Below are 15,545 nucleotides of genomic sequence, written 5' to 3' on the forward strand. Positions count from 1 at the left end.
ACCTCGTGTTCGATCCATCGGAGCGAAGACATATCCTCAACCATTTATTTCACCTGCTCGCTGAAGAGTTTGGTGATGTCGGCTTGGATGCTCGCCGATAGGGTTTGGATCTCCGCGAGGGTTTCGACAGGGTTGCCGAGTTCTTCGTATTTGTAAAAGTATCGGGTAAAGGGGATTTCGTAGCCGATTTTGGTTTTGTCGTGGTCGATCCAGGCGTCTGGGGCGTAGGGGATGACTTCGCGCTGGAAGTAGGCTTCGATGTCTTCGCGGAACGGAATCTGCTCGGTATCGCGCAGGTCCGCGTCTGGCTCCGGGTTACCTTTTGTATCCATGCAGATGTCCGCGTCGGGGTTCTTTGTGCCGAGCCCGGCGACGATCTTGCGCAGCGCTGCGATGCCGATCTTCTCGCCACGTTTCTTGATGCTTTCACGGATAAGGTCGGTGAACTCGTCCCGGTTGAGGTACACGCGCTCAGCGTCGAGTGCCTCAAGGGTAGCGATGATCGCGTTCTGCACCCGCTTGCCCGCATCGATTTCTTCGGTGCGTGCAGGTTCGGTTCGCTTCCTCGACATGGCAAGATCCGTGAACGGTTTGGTCTGCTTGAGTGATTCAATCGCGTCTGGGGTGGCTTGGAAGCTCAACCGTAGCGGGCGTTCTACGACAACTTCGTGGTAAGCAAAGTCTTCGGTCTCGAAGATCCTCGACTCTTCGGTTTCCTGGAACGCGCCGTAGATGCGAGTGATATCAGCGATGTTGGTTTCGGTGAGTTCTTTGCGCTTTTCACCCAAAGGTTTACGCATCCGCTGGAAATATTGGGTGGCATCGATCAGTTGTACCTTGTTCTTGCGGTGGCGCTCCTTTTTGTTCGACAGCACCCAGATGTAGGTGAGAATGCCGGTGTTGTAGAACATCTGATCTGGTAGGGCGATGATCGCTTCGAGCCAGTCGTTCTCAAGGATCCAGCGACGGATCTCTGATTCACCCTGACCGGCTCCACCTGTGAAGAGGGGTGAGCCGTTGAACACGATCCCGATCCTCGTGCCAGCAGCATTTACGAGATCCATGGGATCGTAGGGCTTCATCTTCGAAATCATGTGTTGCAAGAAGAGGAACGAACCATCCGACACACGCGGCGTTCCCGCTCCGAAGCGACCCTGGTAGCCCTTGTGTTCGGCCTCGTCAAGAATCGGGTCGGCGTATTTTTTCCAGTTCACACCGAAGGGAGGGTTGCATAACATGTAGTCAAACCGCATGCCTGCCGTCTTGTCGTTCGTCAGTGAATTGCCGAAGTAGATGCGTTCTTGGCGTTCACCCTTAATCATGATGTCGGACTTGGCAACCGCATAGGTTTGCGGATTGAGCTCTTGACCGTAAACCTCTAGGCGTGCGGACTCATTCAGATCATTGACGTGCTGGGCGGCGGTAGAGAGCATACCGCCGGTGCCGACTCCGGGGTCATATAGCGAGGCCATGGCTCCGTCTGCACAAAGCCGGTTGATATCTTCCTCGGGGTTGAACAAGAGGTTGACCATCAGGCTGATGACCTCACGCGGAGTGAAGTGTTCACCAGCAGTCTCATTCGACAATTCAGAGAATCGGCGGATGAGTTCTTCAAAGATATAACCCATCTGGTCGTTACTGACCACGTCAGGGTGGAGGTTTACCTTCGCGGAGGTGAACTCTTTGAGCACGTGATAGAGCAGGTCAGATTTGTCGAGGCGCTCAATCACGTTGTAGAAGTTGTAGGCCTCCATCACTTCACGTGCAGCAGGCGCAAAAGCCTGCACGTAGTAGGTCAGGTTCTGCTCGAGGTTATCCGCGTCGTCAAGTAACGTTTTGAGGGTGAAGTTCGAGGTGTTCCAGAACGGGTAGCCCGTTTCCTTGGCGTACCGGAGCTCCTTGATCTTGTTGGGAACGGAGGTCGCCTTGATGTCCAACACTGCCTGCTTGGTGTCGACAAGGACTGAATCGAGGCGGGTGAGCACGGTGAAGGGCAGGACCACGTCGCCATACTCATGCTCCTTGTAATCTCCGCGCAGGATCTCGGCGATGTTCCAGATCAGGGACACATGGCTCGTTGGTTTCTCAGTGCTCACTTGGGTCAGTTCCTTCATCCATCAGCCGTTCGTAACGCTCATTGGAAATTAGCACAGCGATCGATTTGCTGTAACGCAGGACGTAGTTGGGGTCACCCTTGTCTCGACAACCTTTTTTGATCAGGAGAGGTGCCTGACCTTGTGGGGGATTGCCGATGTTGATGTGACGCATCAGAACCTTGCGTCGTTTCATCACCATGGCCTCCATGCCATTCGAACGAGTCCTTCCAAGCGTTCCACGAACCAGTCCATAATGGGGGCCACAACACGGTGACTTTTCAAGCGCTTGTTGGGCAAAGGTGCCAGGAGAGTCAACGGTCGGGGCGATAATCCTTGCTTGGTTACGTTCCAGCGGATACCGATCTTGTCTTCCATCACGCTGAAGTGGTCTCCCATCAACGCGAGGGTAAAAGGGCGTAGCGGCGCTGCCGGGGGAAGACATAAATCTGTCTCCTGGTTAGTATGCGTACCAAACTCACCAGCGCATGAAAAACATCCGCGGGTGCGCGAGCACTATTCCCACGTCACCGCTTCTGCGATAAGAAGATCCGCCAATCTCTTGTTGTGGAAGCGCGAGTACATCGTGGAGCCACGGCGCATGAGGCGAGTGTTGAGCTTGAATGCTTCCTGGAGCATTACGTCTAGATGCGGAAACTCCAGGTCTCCATCAATAATCGCGAGGAGCCCGCCGAGACTGAAGTCGAAGCTCAGGATGCGCTCACCGCGATACGGGGTGTCGTCATAAACAGCCCAGAACCCGTGTGGGCTTTCAAACCGGCCTGAATCCTCAAGAAGCGCGGTATTGATCCTCACTGTGACAAAAGCATCTGGATCATTCTCAAAGTCTTCCGATCTACTAGCGACAACGAACAATGTCTCTAGATTCCCGCAGGACAGAGTGAGCAAGCGATGCTCAGTCCGCGTGCGGTTTGTCGACGGCATGCACGAAACAGTCCAAAGCTGCTCGACGGTTGAGGCGGGGTCTTGAATGGTGATCGCGATATACCAACTGACCAGCGACCTTATTTCTAGAAAAGCAGGATGCCGTAGCAGAGTTGCGAGCTTCGGGTCGATATTGTCCGCGTAAGACTGCCTCGCTCCCTTTGCACGCTCACGTTCCCACGTAAGGGCCACAGTTGATCCCTTTGAAGTGACGATTTCTACCGTGTCGTCTCCGCGGGGCTTGTTGGTCAGCATTATGTTGCGCACCGAGTGCGTCGCCTCGGTCTCGGTAATGAGAAGCTGCTCCGCTTTGTTGAGCAAGTCCGCTGGCATCGGAAAAAATCGATGGCGACAATGTCCGGCCAGGTCCGTCGGTGTTGTGCAAATCGACTCACCACGTTTTTAGATTGCCCCGGATACGCTTCCCCATTCTCGAAGTGCAGCCGGTAGACCCCACACTTGGACTCGCCTCTTTTGAACGCCGGACCCAGCGAGTCTAAGTCACGCACATCGATAGTTCTTCCCTCAGGCAGCTGCATATAGGAATCTTATCCGGAGAAATTGCTTCTGCCCGTGGTGTGCGTGGATAGGGCCTTGAGGTGAATGAAAGGGGGGAGACGCCGCATAAATAGGGTCGGTCTTTTAGTGGGGCGGGCGGCTAGTGCTGGCCCGCCCGCTGCGCTTGTAGCCTCAACGCGTGGTGGACAGCTTGCTGAGCGGAATTAAATTGTTACCGTCCTGCAAAGCCCAGAAATCCTCGCCGCTGAGGTTGGACACACCCAGTGCGCGCGCGGCGGCATCGAGGGACTCGTAGGTGTTGACACCGTTGATAAGGACCTGTCCATCAGCCGTGACCACGGCGTCTACGACCCAATCTGGGTCGACCGGATCAAGCAGGTCACCCTCCCGCAGAAGCCCTGCTTCGACAAACTCTTGTAGGCTGCGGCCTTTCGGAATTTCTACCTCAGGCATCGGGTCCGAGTGGACCCCTGAACCATCGGAGATCTGCCCGAAGGCGTCGCGGATAACCTCGGCGATGAGTGAACGACGCTGCTCCAAAAACTCCTCATACGTCATGTTCTCCCAGCCCTTTGGCAACGCATGCCAGTACATTTGCAGCGATAGCCAACTCTCACCCTGGGAACGCTGTGCAACCAACTCCGGCCAGTACTCAGCGGGAGCCCGGTCAGAAATCTTGATATTCGTCGCCCAGTCCGTCGGAGCGAAGTTCGCAGCCTGGTTGATGCGTTTGAAATCGCGGGTGCCGAGGACATCCTCCTGGTACTTTCGCGGGAAGAGGTGGTGGCCCTCCGTTCCCTTCTGCGCGGGCTGGGTCGGATCCATCCAATCCCGAATACGCTCGTTCAACATGAACATTTTCGCATCCAGGATGTTCAACGCAGCCAAGTAGCACTGGTAGTGAGGGGACAAAGCAGACCCAGAGGTGATCAGTCGTTGTGGCAGGTTGTATCGCCAGAAGTCTTCAGTGAGCTCGGTAGCAATAACGCGATCAAGAGCAGCTTCAAAACCGTCGGCGTCACCGGGATCAATTCCGCCGATCAGGTCAATATCCTTCTGGATCTGGGTTTCGGAGGAACCGGTGTAACGTCCCGTTAGCTGCGCCATGAAGAGCCAGCGAGCGACGATTGCGCGGAGGCGAGAAAGCACAACATTGAAATCCGTGCGGCCCAGCAGGAAGATCACGTACGAGTAGATGATGTTCATGCTCGAGGTGACGTTCTTACCTGACCGGAACCCGGCGGTTTGAATCGATCGGATGAATTCAGTCCAATTCACCTCATCGGTCACCAGCGGGAGCGCCTGCTTCAATAGTGCAAGCTGCTGCTCCTGTCGTTCGGAGTCCACACGCCCCGTGTGGCGATCCTTGGCCTGAAGCACCGAGTACGCATCGCTGAGGTGGCCACGGCGTTGACCGATTGCCACCATCGCGCGAGTGATCAGTCCGTTGTTGAGGGAAATGTAGTTGTTATATGCGGTCCAGCGAACCGGCTGCTTCAGTTCGCTAGAGGCGTGAGCAGGGGACATCCTCGAGTTTCGCGCGAATGCCTCAATTTGCTCACGACCCTCCGGCCAAAAGACACTAAGCCACGTGAGGATGTAGTCATAGGCCTTAAGGCGAACACCCTCGGAGTTGATCCGAACGAAAACATCGGCAACGAGGCGCTTATCGGCGCTGGCATCGAGGTGAACAACATTAAAGGTGTAGTTGTTTAATGCCACTAGCTTGCTAAAAACTATTTCGATCTTTTCGTGTTGCTCCTCCGTCAAATCAGCCCCAGTGGCCTCGAAGCGTTTGATGAACTCCCGGCGTGCCTGAAACGGGCTCTTGAATACGGTCGAGATGTCGTCGATCCATTCTGGAGACTTTGTGATGGGAGGTGTACGCACCTCAAACTTCTCGCTGAACGGGTTGAACGCAATGCGGATGAGCTTCTTCTTGTAGTCGTGATCCCGAACTTCGTGGCCCATGATCGCGGCGTACAAACTGGTGAGTCGCTGCTGCCCATCAATAATTTGGTGCGACCCGGTGAACTGCGTTCCTTCCCCGAGCGCGCGCGATTCGTCCTGAGCTGCCACGTCCCAAAACATCAGCTCTCCGACCGGGTAACCGCGGTACATCGAATCGAACAGGTCGCGCACCTTCGCGGATGGCCACACGAAAGGCCGCTGCAGATCTGGCAATTGGATCTTCCCGGAATGAATGTCAGCAACGAGCTGGGAGACCTGCCACGAGATCGTTTTAAAGATTGAAGCCACGAAGAAAAGTCCCTTTCAGGCATTTTGTTAGTTGCTAGGCCACCTAGCGATGCGGAGGTTAAGCGGGCCGCCGATGGCTCTTCTTCGTTCAGGCTACCCGCAGTCCGTGCGAGCTCACTGCAATTTTGCCTGCGAAATTGGCACGCTGCTTCGGGCCGGGGCGCACTTTTGCGCCGTGCTGTGTCGAAAAACGTCCGAAAAACGACACGCTACGGCGTAAAGCACGTCGCGCCTGCTTTAGCCCCGGCCACCGATCCTGGCTAAGCCCCGCTCCGTTGCTTGAAACAGCATGCTTTTGACGCGATCAGCCCCGTATCACCATTGCAACGCGCACCGAACTTACCAGCACATGAAAACACCCGCCAGCGCGCGGCGGGTGTGTATGCATCTCAACCAGGGGGACAGCTAGGAAGCTTCTTCTTTCGAGCGATCAAAGGCCAGCAAAATCAGGCCGGCAGCAACCCAGCAGCACAGGACAATCCACGGGCGCGTCGCACCGGCGCAGTCGAAGAAGCTCAGCGACCGCACGAGGTGGCCGGTTGCACCGATCGGCATGAGCTGGCCGAGCGTGGACCAGCCAGCAGGCAGTAGCCACGGGCCCGTTGCTAGGCCGGACAGCGGGTTGGCGACAAAGATGGTCAGCACTGCGCCCAAGCCGGCACCCGGTACGCCCAATAGTGCGCCAAGCCCCGCGGTCACCGAGGAAGTCGCAGCGATCCCGAGGGCAATCGCGAGCCATTCCATGCCCACGCTGCCAGCCAGCGTGCCGTAGATTCCGTGCAGCATCCACACCGCTACACCAGCGCCGAGAACCGCCACACCAGCGATGACCGCAGCCTTCAACCACTTGTGGCCGCGCAGTAGAACGGTCGCGAGCATGCCCGAGATCACGCCACCGAAGGCCAGCGGTAGGCCGAGCAGTGCGAGCCCCTGGGCCTGCGGGTCGTCCTTCGTGGTGGGGGCGAGATCCTCCGTGTTCACCTTCATCCCAGTGGCCTGCATCTTCTGGCTCACGCCGTTGAGCATCTGCACATACGGTGCGCCGTTGCCGGATGCAGTGTATACGGTCGCGCCCTTCGGTCCGACGGAGATCGCACCGACCGCGTCCCTGTCACGCACCATCTGCTCGACTTCTTCCTGCGAGTTCACGGTGATGAAGTCCGGATGCTCATCCTGTTGTTCTGCCTGAGAAATCAGTTTTTGAACAACCGGCTCTGGTCCCGTCACTGCAACTGGAACGCCGTCCGGTCCGGAGCCAAAGGTGGGAGCCAGGAAGGCCCAGAGCATCAGACCGATGATGATGGGAAGGCCGAGGATCAGCCCAATAGTTTTCTTCATGGTGCCGTTCACGCGCATATCGGATGCGCTGGTACGGCCTGTTTCTGTGGCGTCTGGGTGCGCCGTCGATGTTGTCATGATCCCCTCTAAGTGGAACATAGTGTTTCGGTTTGTCTATTCGGATCATACTGTTCCACTTTTTGTGTTGTCAACGGTAGAGTTTCAAATATGCGAAAAGATGCTGCTGAAAACGGCCAAGCGATCGTCGAGGTAGCCAGTGTGCTCATCGCCCAGATGGGCCCAGACGTATCGCTAAGAACCATCGCCAAGGAAGCGGGCGTCGGTGTAGCGACAGCGAGTCGCCACTTTCCCGATCGCGATGACCTCTACCGAGCGGTGCTGGAACGCGCCATCGATAAGATGCGCGACCTTGTCGATCGCCACGTCCCACAATTCGACGATGACCCTGAAGGGGCGTGGCGCTCCGCGATCAAAGAGATGGTGGACATGAATTTTGCCGCAGTAGGCCAAGAGATCGTGCCCGTGCTGGTTTCACATATCGACTCTGAGGAACGGGAACTCCGTTTCGAAGAGGTCCGCTCCTTGTACCGCCCGTTGCTTGCGCAAGCAGAAAAATACGGGCTGTTCCCGCAGGGGATCGACGTCATGAACTTCCACTTCGGCATCATCGCCATCTCACGGCCGCTCCCGGCGCCGGGTGAGGAGATGTTTGCAGCCGCGCGAGAATGGCTCGTGGACGTATTCATCAACGGACTACGCGACCCACATCGCGCAGCCGAATAACTGCAGCGACAGCACAGGCGCAGGGGGAGGGGAGTCCACCCCGCCCGGGGCAACCGCCCACCAACAGCAAAAGGCCCGGAAGCTACCAACAGCTTCCGGGCCACGCGCTAGATCAGCAACTAGCAGTCGTAGTACATCTCGAACTCCTGCGGCGTCGGGCGCAGGCGAACCGGTGCGATCTCGTTGTCGTACTTGTAGGCGATGTAGGTATCGATCAGGTCGTCGGTGAACACGCCGCCCTCGGTCAGGAACTCGTTGTCCTCCTCCAGAGCCTTCAGGGAAGCCTCCAGGCTGGTCGGAGCCTGCGGGATGTCCTTAGCCTCCTCCGGCGGCAGCTCGTACAGGTCCTTGTCGACCGGAGCGTGCGGCTCGATGCGGTTCTTCACACCATCCAGGCCCGCCAGCATCATGGCGGCGAAGCCGAAGTACGGGTTACCACTCGGGTCCGGAGCGCGGAACTCGATGCGCTTTGCCTTCGCGTTGGAGCCCGTGATCGGGATGCGCACCGCTGCAGAGCGGTTACGCTGCGAGTACACCAGGTTGATCGGAGCCTCGAAGCCCGGGACCAGACGGTGGTAGGAGTTCAGCGTCGGGTTCGTGAAGGCCAGCACAGCGCCAGCGTGCTTCAGGATGCCGCCGATGTAGTAGCGGGCGATGTCGGACAGGCCAGCGTAGCCGGACTCATCGTAGAACAGCGGTTCGCCGTCCTTCCACAGCGACTGGTGGGCGTGCATGCCCGAACCGTTGTCGCCAGCCAGCGGCTTCGGCATGAAGGTCGCGGACTTGCCGGCCTGCCAAGCGGTGTTCTTGATGATGTACTTGAAGGACTGCAGGTCATCCGCCGCGTGCAGCAGGGTATTGAACTGGTAGTTGATCTCCTGCTGGCCACCGGTGCCCACCTCGTGGTGCGCGCGCTCCAGCTTGAAGCCAGCGTTTGCCAGGTTGCGGGACATATCGTCGCGCAGGTCCTGGTAGTGATCGTACGGTGCGACGGGGAAGTAGCCGCCCTTCATGCGGGTCTTGTAGCCCAGGTTGGTGGAGCCGTCCGGGTTGACCTCTGCGCCACGGTTCCACCAGCCCTCGACGGAATCCAGCTCGTAGAAAGCGCGGTTGGTCTCCGCCTCGTAGCGGACGGAGTCGAAGAGGTAGAACTCTGCCTCCGCGCCGAAGAAGCAGGTATCCGCAATGCCCGTGGAGGCCAGATACTGCTCCGCCTTGCGGGCAACGTTACGCGGGTCGCGGGAGAACGGCTCGCGGGTGAACGGATCGTGAACGAAGAACTTCACGTTCAGCGTCTTGGCCTTGCGGAACGGATCGATCTTGGCGGTCGCCAGGTCCGGCAGCAGGTTCATATCCGACTCTTCGATGGTGGTAAAGCCACGGATAGAAGAGCCGTCGAAAGCCAGGCCCTCCTCCATGGCATCCTCATCGAATTCCGAAGCCGGGATGCTGAAGTGCTGCTCGATTCCGGGCACATCGGTGAAGCGTACGTCGACGAACTCGACGTCATTGTCCTTGATGTACTTGGCAACTTCTTCTGCGGTCTTGAATGACACTGTATTTCTTCCGTTCCTTGCAGTTGGAATCTCAAACTGTTGCGACAATATATAAAAGCAACACAATCGATCCTACGCATACTGGGCGCCGATTCAGGTAAAAATTTACAAAATTGTGCCACAAACTAACAGCCAGCTAGGCTCTAGACCATCATGAGTGAATCGCGTAGCTGGCTTGAAGGCCCCCTTGTACCAGGCGAAAACGAAGACCTCGCCGACCTCAGTCCATACCCCGGCGCCCGCTTGGGGTTGCCCAAAGACGGCCCGGGCTCACTGTCCCCCTTGTTCCCCCGGCTGGGTGCACTGCTGATCGACTGGCTGGCCTGCTACGCCCTGGCCTGGTTCGTCACTTCCACGACGGACGCGCTGGGCGATTCTGCCACCGCCGCGATGATCTTCTTCATCATCTGGCGCATCCTGACCGTCTGGCTGTTCGCCCAATCCCCAGGGCATGCCATCGTGGGCATCGGCGTGGCGCGCATCGACAAGCCCGACGAGCGCGTGGGTCTGTGGCGCTCGGTCGTCCGCACGCTGCTGACGGTCTTCCTCTTCCCCCCAATTATTCAAGACACTGACGGCCGCGGAATGCACGATCGCGCCACCGGCACGGCCGTTATCCGCAGCCGCTAAGCGTTACTTCTTTCCGCGCTGTGCCGCACGGCGGGCGCGGCGGTTCATGCCCGACATCTTCGCGCCCTTCGGCATCGGACCCTTCGGCATGTTGTTGTTCGGGTTGCTTAGCCGCGAGATCGACTCGACCTTGGAGTTAAGGGCGTCCACCTCATTCTTCTTGATGTTGCGCGGTAGGCGCATCAGGTGGTTCTGCAGCTTCTTCATCGGCACCTGGCCCTCGCCGTCGCCGACGATCACGTCGTAGATCGGGGTCTTGCCCACGATGCGCGCGAGCTTCTTGCGTTCCTGCGCCATCATCGGCTTCAAGCGGTGCGGTGCGCCCTCGCCGACCAGCACAATGCCGGGGGTGCCTACCACGCGGTGCACTGCGTCCATGTGGGTGTTGGACGCCACGCCGTTCTCCGTAATCCACTTCATGCCTACGCCATCACGCATGTTGGACAAAGCCCATGCGGCGGCTCCGGCCTCGCCCTCAATCTGGTCATACACGCCGGACTGCAAGCGGCGGGAGAATACCCACATCGCCGCCATTGCGCCGATGATGATGCCCACGATCAGGTTCAGCCACCACCAGCCGAAAACCAGGCTGAGCAGCAGCAACAGCACAACGGGAATCAGGAAAGCCAGAACCATGTACGGGATAAGCTTCTTATCCCGGCCCTTCTGCAGCTTGAAGGCCTGCCACAGCTGGGAGCGCGTCTGCTTGCGCTGCTCCTTCTTCGCTGCCTTTGCGGCCTTCTTTTCTTCCTTGACCCTTACGTCCTTTTTGTCCTTCGCCATGGATTCAACAATAAGGCATGAATAAAGGCGGGGCGAAAGTGCCCCGCCGAGCTAGCGGCGCGACGCAGTGACCGGCGTGTCCTCCGAAGCGCCGTAGCGCTCCAGCAGTGTAGAGGCCTCCTGCGACGTGGTGGAATCGAGAGTCTCCTCCAAGTGCTTCAGGTTCTCCGGAATAGCCTCGCCGCGCGCCTGCTTGGCCTGCGCGTACAGGCGGCCGGCGCGGTAAGAGGAACGCACCAACGGGCCGGACATAACAGCCTTGATGCCCAACTCGTAGGCTGCGTCGGAGTGCTCCATGAACTCCTCCGGCTTCACCCAACGCTCAATCGGGTGATGCATGGAGGACGGGCGCAGGTACTGGGTAATCGTCAGAATGTCGGTGCCGGCGTCTGCCAGGTCCTTGATAGCCGCGCGGACCTCTTCCTTCTTCTCACCCATGCCCAGGATCAGGTTGGACTTCGTCACCAGGCCGTAATCGTGTGCCGCCTGAATGACCTCCAGGGAACGGTCGTACTTGAAGGCCGGGCGGATGCGCTTAAAGATGCGCGGAACCGTCTCCAGGTTGTGGGCAAACACCTCCGGCTGGGAATCGAAGACGACCTTCAGCAGCTCCGGGCGGTTGGAAAAATCGGGCGTCAGATTTTCCACACCCGTGTTCGGGTTCAGCTCGTGAATCTTCTTCACAACCTCGGCGTACAGCCACGCGCCCTCATCATCCAGGTCGTCGCGCGTCACGCCGGTGATGGTGGCGTAGCGCAGACCCATCTCGCGGACATTCTCCGCCACGCGGCGCGGCTCGTCCATATCCAGCGGGGACGGGCGGCCGGACTTAATCTGGCAGAAGTCGCAACGGCGGGAACACGTATCACCGCCGATGAGGAACGTCGCCTCGCGGTCCTCCCAGCACTCGTTGATATTCGGGCAGCCAGCCTCTTGGCACACGGTGTGCAGGCCAGCGCCCTTCACGCGATTCTTAATATCCCGATACTCCGGGCCGACCTTCGCGGTCGTGCGGATCCACCGAGGCTTCGACTCGATGGGGGTTTCGGCATTCTTCGCCTCGATGCGTAGCATCCGGCGTCCATCTGCGGTCACACTCATGCCGACTAGCCTACGCTGGGTGCCGTATAGGAATCCACCTCGGGTTTTCCCCTAGGAATGCACCTAAGAATGCACCGGCAAGTCGCCGTTCAAAGCGTCAACGAGGTTGCGGGCGAGGGACGAGTGGGCGTCAGAAACACTAACATCGCGCCCCAGCTCCTCGGTGAGCGTCGTGACACCCGCGTCCGCCAGCCCACAAGGCACAATGTGGTCGTAATACTCCATGGTGTTGTCGCAGTTCAGGGACACTCCGTGCATGGTCACGCCGCGCGTCACGCGGATGCCGATCGCGGCTATCTTACGTGCGGGCTTGAGCTCGCCATTAATGACGCCCGCAGGCAGCCACACGCCCGAACGCCCCTCTACGCGGCCGGTGCCGTGCAGGCCAAGATCTTCACAAGTCTGGATAAGCGCCTGCTCCAGGCGGCGGACATAATCGACCACGTCCACCGGGTCGGCCAGCTTGATGATGGGGTATGCGACCAACTGGCCGGGTCCATGCCAGGTGATGCGGCCTCCACGGTCGACGTCGACGACTGGCAGGCCGTTGGTGGGGCGGTCGGAATCCTGGGTGCGCTTGCCGGCAGTGTACGTCGGCGGATGCTGGAGTAGGAGGATGGTGTCCGGGATTTTCTCTTCGGCGCGCTGGGCGGCGAGGTCCGCCTGGAGGTGCCAGGTGTCCTCGTAGTCCACGGTGCCCAGGTCGCGGATGTCGATGTCTACGGCTGGGGTGCTGGTGTTGGCTGGTGGGGTGGTTGCCCCGTCGTTAGTGCCGGTTGTGCCCATGTTTGCTTTGCGGATGCTGCCTTGCTGGAATCCCATGGTGGCGATGATACTCCAGTGGTGTTGCGGTGCTGCGGGGGCCTGCCGGGTGCTGCTGGCTGCTGTCCCGCTGGCGCCAGGTTCCGCTGGGTTTTGTCCCGCTGGGTGAGGTCCCGCTGGCGTCAGGTTCCGCCTGTAGTGAGGCTGAAGCTTCTGATGGTGCTAGATATGCCAGGTGGTGACGTTGATGCTGGTGCCTCCGGTGTTTGGCACTTCCTGAAGGCCGCTTAATGTCGGAAAAGTTGCAATTCTTCAAATCGGGATTGGTTTCCACTTTCCCAAAAGCCCCTTGACCTGCGCATTTGCATATTTGAAAACCAGTAGCATTAACAAATTGCAACTTTTCCGACATTTAAGGGCCCTGAAGGCCTCTCGCGAGAGATTTTGGTGCGGGGTGGGAGAGCCCAGAGGCGGATATGGAGCTAGGTTTGCTGAATGAGACGCCCCCGAGCTACTGCCCGGGGCAAGTCGGCACCCAACAACACAAAACGCCGACCCCGCGGGTAGCGGAGCCGGCGTTTTACCTGGTCAGTTGGCTTAAAGCTGTGGCTAGTTGGCTGCAGGACAGCGCCGCCTAGCCGCAACTAGAACCAAACCTAGAGCTCCAGGTCCTCGGTGAAGTCCGAGTTCTCCAGGCGGTCACGCAGCGTGGACATGAAGCGGCCAGCGTCGGCGCCGTCGATGACCTGGTGGTCGTAGGTCATCGGCAGGAAGACCATCTGGCGGATGGCGATGGCCTCGCCCTCGTCCTCACTCAGAACCACCGGGCGCTTCACGATGGCACCGGTGCCGATCATGGCAGCCTGCGGCGGAACCAGGATCGGGGTGTCAGTCAGGGCGCCCTCGGAACCGATGTTGGTGATGGTGAAGGTGCCGCCGGACAGGTCGTTCGGCTTCAGCTTCTTGTTGCGCGCGCGGTCAGCGATGTCAACGATGGCCTGGGCGAGCTCCGGCAGGGACATGTCCTGCGCGTTGTGGATAACCGGGCTCAGCAGGCCAGCTTCCGTGTCGACAGCGATGCCCAGGTTGACCTGCTCGTGGTAGGTCATCTCCTTGGTTTCCGCGTTGTAGGAGGCGTTGACGTTCGGGTGGGAAATCAGAGCCTCGACCGCTGCCTTCGCGAAGAACGGCAGGTAGGTCAGGTTCACACCGTGCTTGTCGGCGAAGGCCTGCTTGTTGGCCTTGCGAAGTTCTGCAACGCGAGTCATGTCGACCTCGTGGACCTGCGTCAGCTGAGCTGCAGCGTGCAGGGAATCCAGGGTGGTCTTCGCGGTGATCTCGCGGATGCGGCTGACCTTCTTGGTGGTGCCGCGCAGCTCCTGCTTAGCCGGGTCGACCTTGTAGGAGGAAGCGCGCGGGCCAGCCGGGGAAGCGGACTTCGCGGAGGAGCTGGAAGCGGAGGTGCCTTCTGCTGCGGCCAGGATGTCCTGCTTGCGGATACGGCCGCCGACGCCGGTTCCCTCGACGCTCGACAGATCGACGCCATGCTTATCAGCCAGCTTGCGTACCAGCGGAGTGACGTAGGGGAGGTTGCCCTCGGCGGGCTTCGACTGCTTTGCAGCAGGCTTGGAGGACTTGGCTTCAGTCTTGGCCTCGGCCTTCTCTTCGGCCTGCTTAGCCTCAGCCTTCTTTTCCTCCGCCTTCGGCTCGGCCTTGTCCTCGGACTTCTCAGCCTTGTCCTCGGAGGCGGACTCGTCGGCCTTGGAGGAACCGGAGTCGGAGTTAGAGGAGCCGGACTTGGCGGCGCCCTCGTCGCCGATGCGGGCGATGACTGCGCCGACGTCTACGGTGTCATCCTCGTTGGCCAGGATCTCCACCAGGGTGCCGGCGACCGGGGACGGGATCTCGGTGTCGACCTTTTCGGTGGAGACCTCGAGCAGCGGCTCGTCGACCTCAACTTTGTCGCCGACCTTCTTCAGCCACTGGGTGATGGTGCCCTCGGTGACGGACTCGCCGAGTTCCGGCATGGTGACGTCCTCGGCCTCGCCGGAACCAGAGCCAGAGTTATCAGAGGACTCGGCGGAGCTGGAATCGCTGGGCTCGGAGGACTCCTTGGACTCAGACTCATCGGCCTTGGAGGAGCTGGAGTCGGAAGAATCGGAGGAGTCAGAGGATCCGGACTTGGCGGCGCCCTCGTCGCCGATGCGGGCGATGACTGCGCCGACGTCTACGGTGTCATCCTCGTTGGCCAGGATCTCCACCAGGGTGCCGGCGACCGGGGACGGGATCTCGGTGTCGACCTTGTCGGTGGAGACCTCGAGCAGCGGCTCGTCGACCTCAACCTTGTCGCCGACCTTCTTCAGCCACTGGGTGATGGTGCCCTCGGTGACGGACTCGCCGAGCTCCGGCATGGTAACGTCCTCGGCCTCACCGGAGGCGGAGCCGGAACCAGACTCAGCGCCAGAGTTGTCGGAAGACTCAGAGCCGGACTCGCTGGACTCCTCGGTAGCGTCGCTGGAATCGTCGTCGCTGGAGCTGTCGGCGTCAGAACCAGAAGGCTCTTCGCCCTCCTCACCGATCTCGGCGATGACTGCGCCGACGTCCACAGTGTCGTCTTCCTCAGCGATGATCTTCAGCAGCACACCACTTGCGGGGGACGGGATCTCCGTATCAACCTTGTCGGTCGATACCTCCAGCAACGGTTCGTCGACGGAGACCTTGTCTCCGACCTTCTTCAGCCACTGAGTAACGGTGCCCTCGGTTACGGACTCGCCCAGTTCGGGCATTTCGACGGAGTACGCCATGGTGTTTGAAG

The 15,545-nt window shown here is 59.3% G+C and carries 12 protein-coding genes; 2 read left to right on the forward strand and 10 right to left on the reverse strand.

Annotation, left to right across the window (positions count from 1 at the left end; genetic code table 11):
- Window positions 1-44: 44 nt before the first annotated feature.
- The 5 genes from CJEIK_RS03710 to CJEIK_RS03730 all read right to left on the reverse strand — a co-directional run bounded on the left by CJEIK_RS03710 (window position 45) and on the right by CJEIK_RS03730 (window position 7,232).
- Window positions 45-2,114: a type I restriction-modification system subunit M gene (locus tag CJEIK_RS03710; protein WP_005296098.1), complete on the reverse strand. Its 2,070-nt coding sequence runs from the start codon at window positions 2,112-2,114 to the stop codon at window positions 45-47.
- Window positions 2,086-2,538, reverse strand: a complete 453-nt coding sequence (locus CJEIK_RS03715; RefSeq protein ID WP_248623871.1) for a hypothetical protein — start codon at window positions 2,536-2,538, stop codon at window positions 2,086-2,088. The genes CJEIK_RS03710 and CJEIK_RS03715 overlap by 29 nt, the downstream gene beginning before the upstream one ends.
- Window positions 2,539-2,609: 71 nt before the next feature.
- On the reverse strand, window positions 2,610-3,371 hold the full coding sequence (locus tag CJEIK_RS03720; RefSeq protein ID WP_005296095.1) for a hypothetical protein: 762 nt from the start codon (window positions 3,369-3,371) through the stop codon (window positions 2,610-2,612).
- 357 nt (window positions 3,372-3,728) lie between these two features.
- Entirely contained in the window at window positions 3,729-5,816 is a 2,088-nt protein-coding gene (locus CJEIK_RS03725) for a GmrSD restriction endonuclease domain-containing protein (RefSeq protein WP_005296093.1), read from the reverse strand.
- A gap of 405 nt (window positions 5,817-6,221) precedes the next feature.
- A complete protein-coding gene (locus tag CJEIK_RS03730; protein WP_050760840.1) occupies window positions 6,222-7,232 on the reverse strand; it encodes an ABC transporter permease in 1,011 nt (336 codons plus the stop codon).
- A gap of 90 nt (window positions 7,233-7,322) precedes the next feature.
- On the opposite strand from CJEIK_RS03730, the gene CJEIK_RS03735 reads away from it, so the two are divergent.
- Window positions 7,323-7,898 carry a TetR/AcrR family transcriptional regulator gene (locus CJEIK_RS03735; protein WP_005296089.1) on the forward strand — a complete coding sequence of 192 codons (576 nt, stop codon included), beginning with the start codon at window positions 7,323-7,325 and terminating at the stop codon, window positions 7,896-7,898.
- Window positions 7,899-8,017: 119 nt separating this feature from the next.
- Here CJEIK_RS03735 and glnA read toward each other — a convergent pair whose 3' ends face one another.
- A complete protein-coding gene (gene glnA / locus CJEIK_RS03740; protein ID WP_005296086.1) occupies window positions 8,018-9,454 on the reverse strand; it encodes a type I glutamate--ammonia ligase in 1,437 nt (478 codons plus the stop codon).
- 153 nt (window positions 9,455-9,607) lie between these two features.
- On the opposite strand from glnA, the gene CJEIK_RS03745 reads away from it, so the two are divergent.
- Window positions 9,608-10,084 carry an RDD family protein gene (locus tag CJEIK_RS03745; protein WP_005296083.1) on the forward strand — a complete coding sequence of 159 codons (477 nt, stop codon included), beginning with the start codon at window positions 9,608-9,610 and terminating at the stop codon, window positions 10,082-10,084.
- A 3-nt stretch (window positions 10,085-10,087) separates the two neighbouring features.
- On the opposite strand, the gene CJEIK_RS03750 is transcribed toward CJEIK_RS03745, so the two are convergent.
- From CJEIK_RS03750 to sucB, 4 genes are all read right to left on the reverse strand, one after another.
- Window positions 10,088-10,867, reverse strand: coding sequence for a DUF4191 domain-containing protein (locus tag CJEIK_RS03750; protein ID WP_005296081.1), 780 nt, complete (start codon window positions 10,865-10,867; stop codon window positions 10,088-10,090).
- 51 nt (window positions 10,868-10,918) lie between these two features.
- Entirely contained in the window at window positions 10,919-11,968 is a 1,050-nt protein-coding gene (lipA, locus tag CJEIK_RS03755) for a lipoyl synthase (RefSeq protein WP_011273327.1), read from the reverse strand.
- Between the two features lie 63 nt (window positions 11,969-12,031).
- Window positions 12,032-12,790 carry a lipoyl(octanoyl) transferase LipB gene (gene lipB / locus CJEIK_RS03760; protein ID WP_005296073.1) on the reverse strand — a complete coding sequence of 253 codons (759 nt, stop codon included), beginning with the start codon at window positions 12,788-12,790 and terminating at the stop codon, window positions 12,032-12,034.
- A gap of 596 nt (window positions 12,791-13,386) precedes the next feature.
- A complete protein-coding gene (gene sucB, locus CJEIK_RS03765; protein WP_005296071.1) occupies window positions 13,387-15,534 on the reverse strand; it encodes a 2-oxoglutarate dehydrogenase, E2 component, dihydrolipoamide succinyltransferase in 2,148 nt (715 codons plus the stop codon).
- Between the last annotated feature and the right edge of the window lie 11 nt (window positions 15,535-15,545).

The sequence above is a fragment of the Corynebacterium jeikeium genome, from assembly GCF_028609885.1.
Lineage (GTDB): Bacteria > Actinomycetota > Actinomycetes > Mycobacteriales > Mycobacteriaceae > Corynebacterium > Corynebacterium jeikeium.

Coding starts and splice junctions, on each gene's coding strand:
- CJEIK_RS03710 (WP_005296098.1), bottom strand. CDS start 2,114: ATGAAGGAACTGACCCAAGTGAGCACTGAGAAACCAACGAGCCATGTG.
- CJEIK_RS03715 (WP_248623871.1), bottom strand. CDS start 2,538: ATGTCTTCCCCCGGCAGCGCCGCTACGCCCTTTTACCCTCGCGTTGAT.
- CJEIK_RS03720 (WP_005296095.1), bottom strand. CDS start 3,371: ATGCCAGCGGACTTGCTCAACAAAGCGGAGCAGCTTCTCATTACCGAG.
- CJEIK_RS03730 (WP_050760840.1), bottom strand. CDS start 7,232: ATGACAACATCGACGGCGCACCCAGACGCCACAGAAACAGGCCGTACC.
- CJEIK_RS03735 (WP_005296089.1), top strand. CDS start 7,323: ATGCGAAAAGATGCTGCTGAAAACGGCCAAGCGATCGTCGAGGTAGCC.
- CJEIK_RS03745 (WP_005296083.1), top strand. CDS start 9,608: ATGAGTGAATCGCGTAGCTGGCTTGAAGGCCCCCTTGTACCAGGCGAA.
- CJEIK_RS03750 (WP_005296081.1), bottom strand. CDS start 10,867: ATGGCGAAGGACAAAAAGGACGTAAGGGTCAAGGAAGAAAAGAAGGCC.
- lipA (WP_011273327.1), bottom strand. CDS start 11,968: ATGAGTGTGACCGCAGATGGACGCCGGATGCTACGCATCGAGGCGAAG.
- lipB (WP_005296073.1), bottom strand. CDS start 12,790: ATGGGATTCCAGCAAGGCAGCATCCGCAAAGCAAACATGGGCACAACC.
- sucB (WP_005296071.1), bottom strand. CDS start 15,534: ATGGCGTACTCCGTCGAAATGCCCGAACTGGGCGAGTCCGTAACCGAG.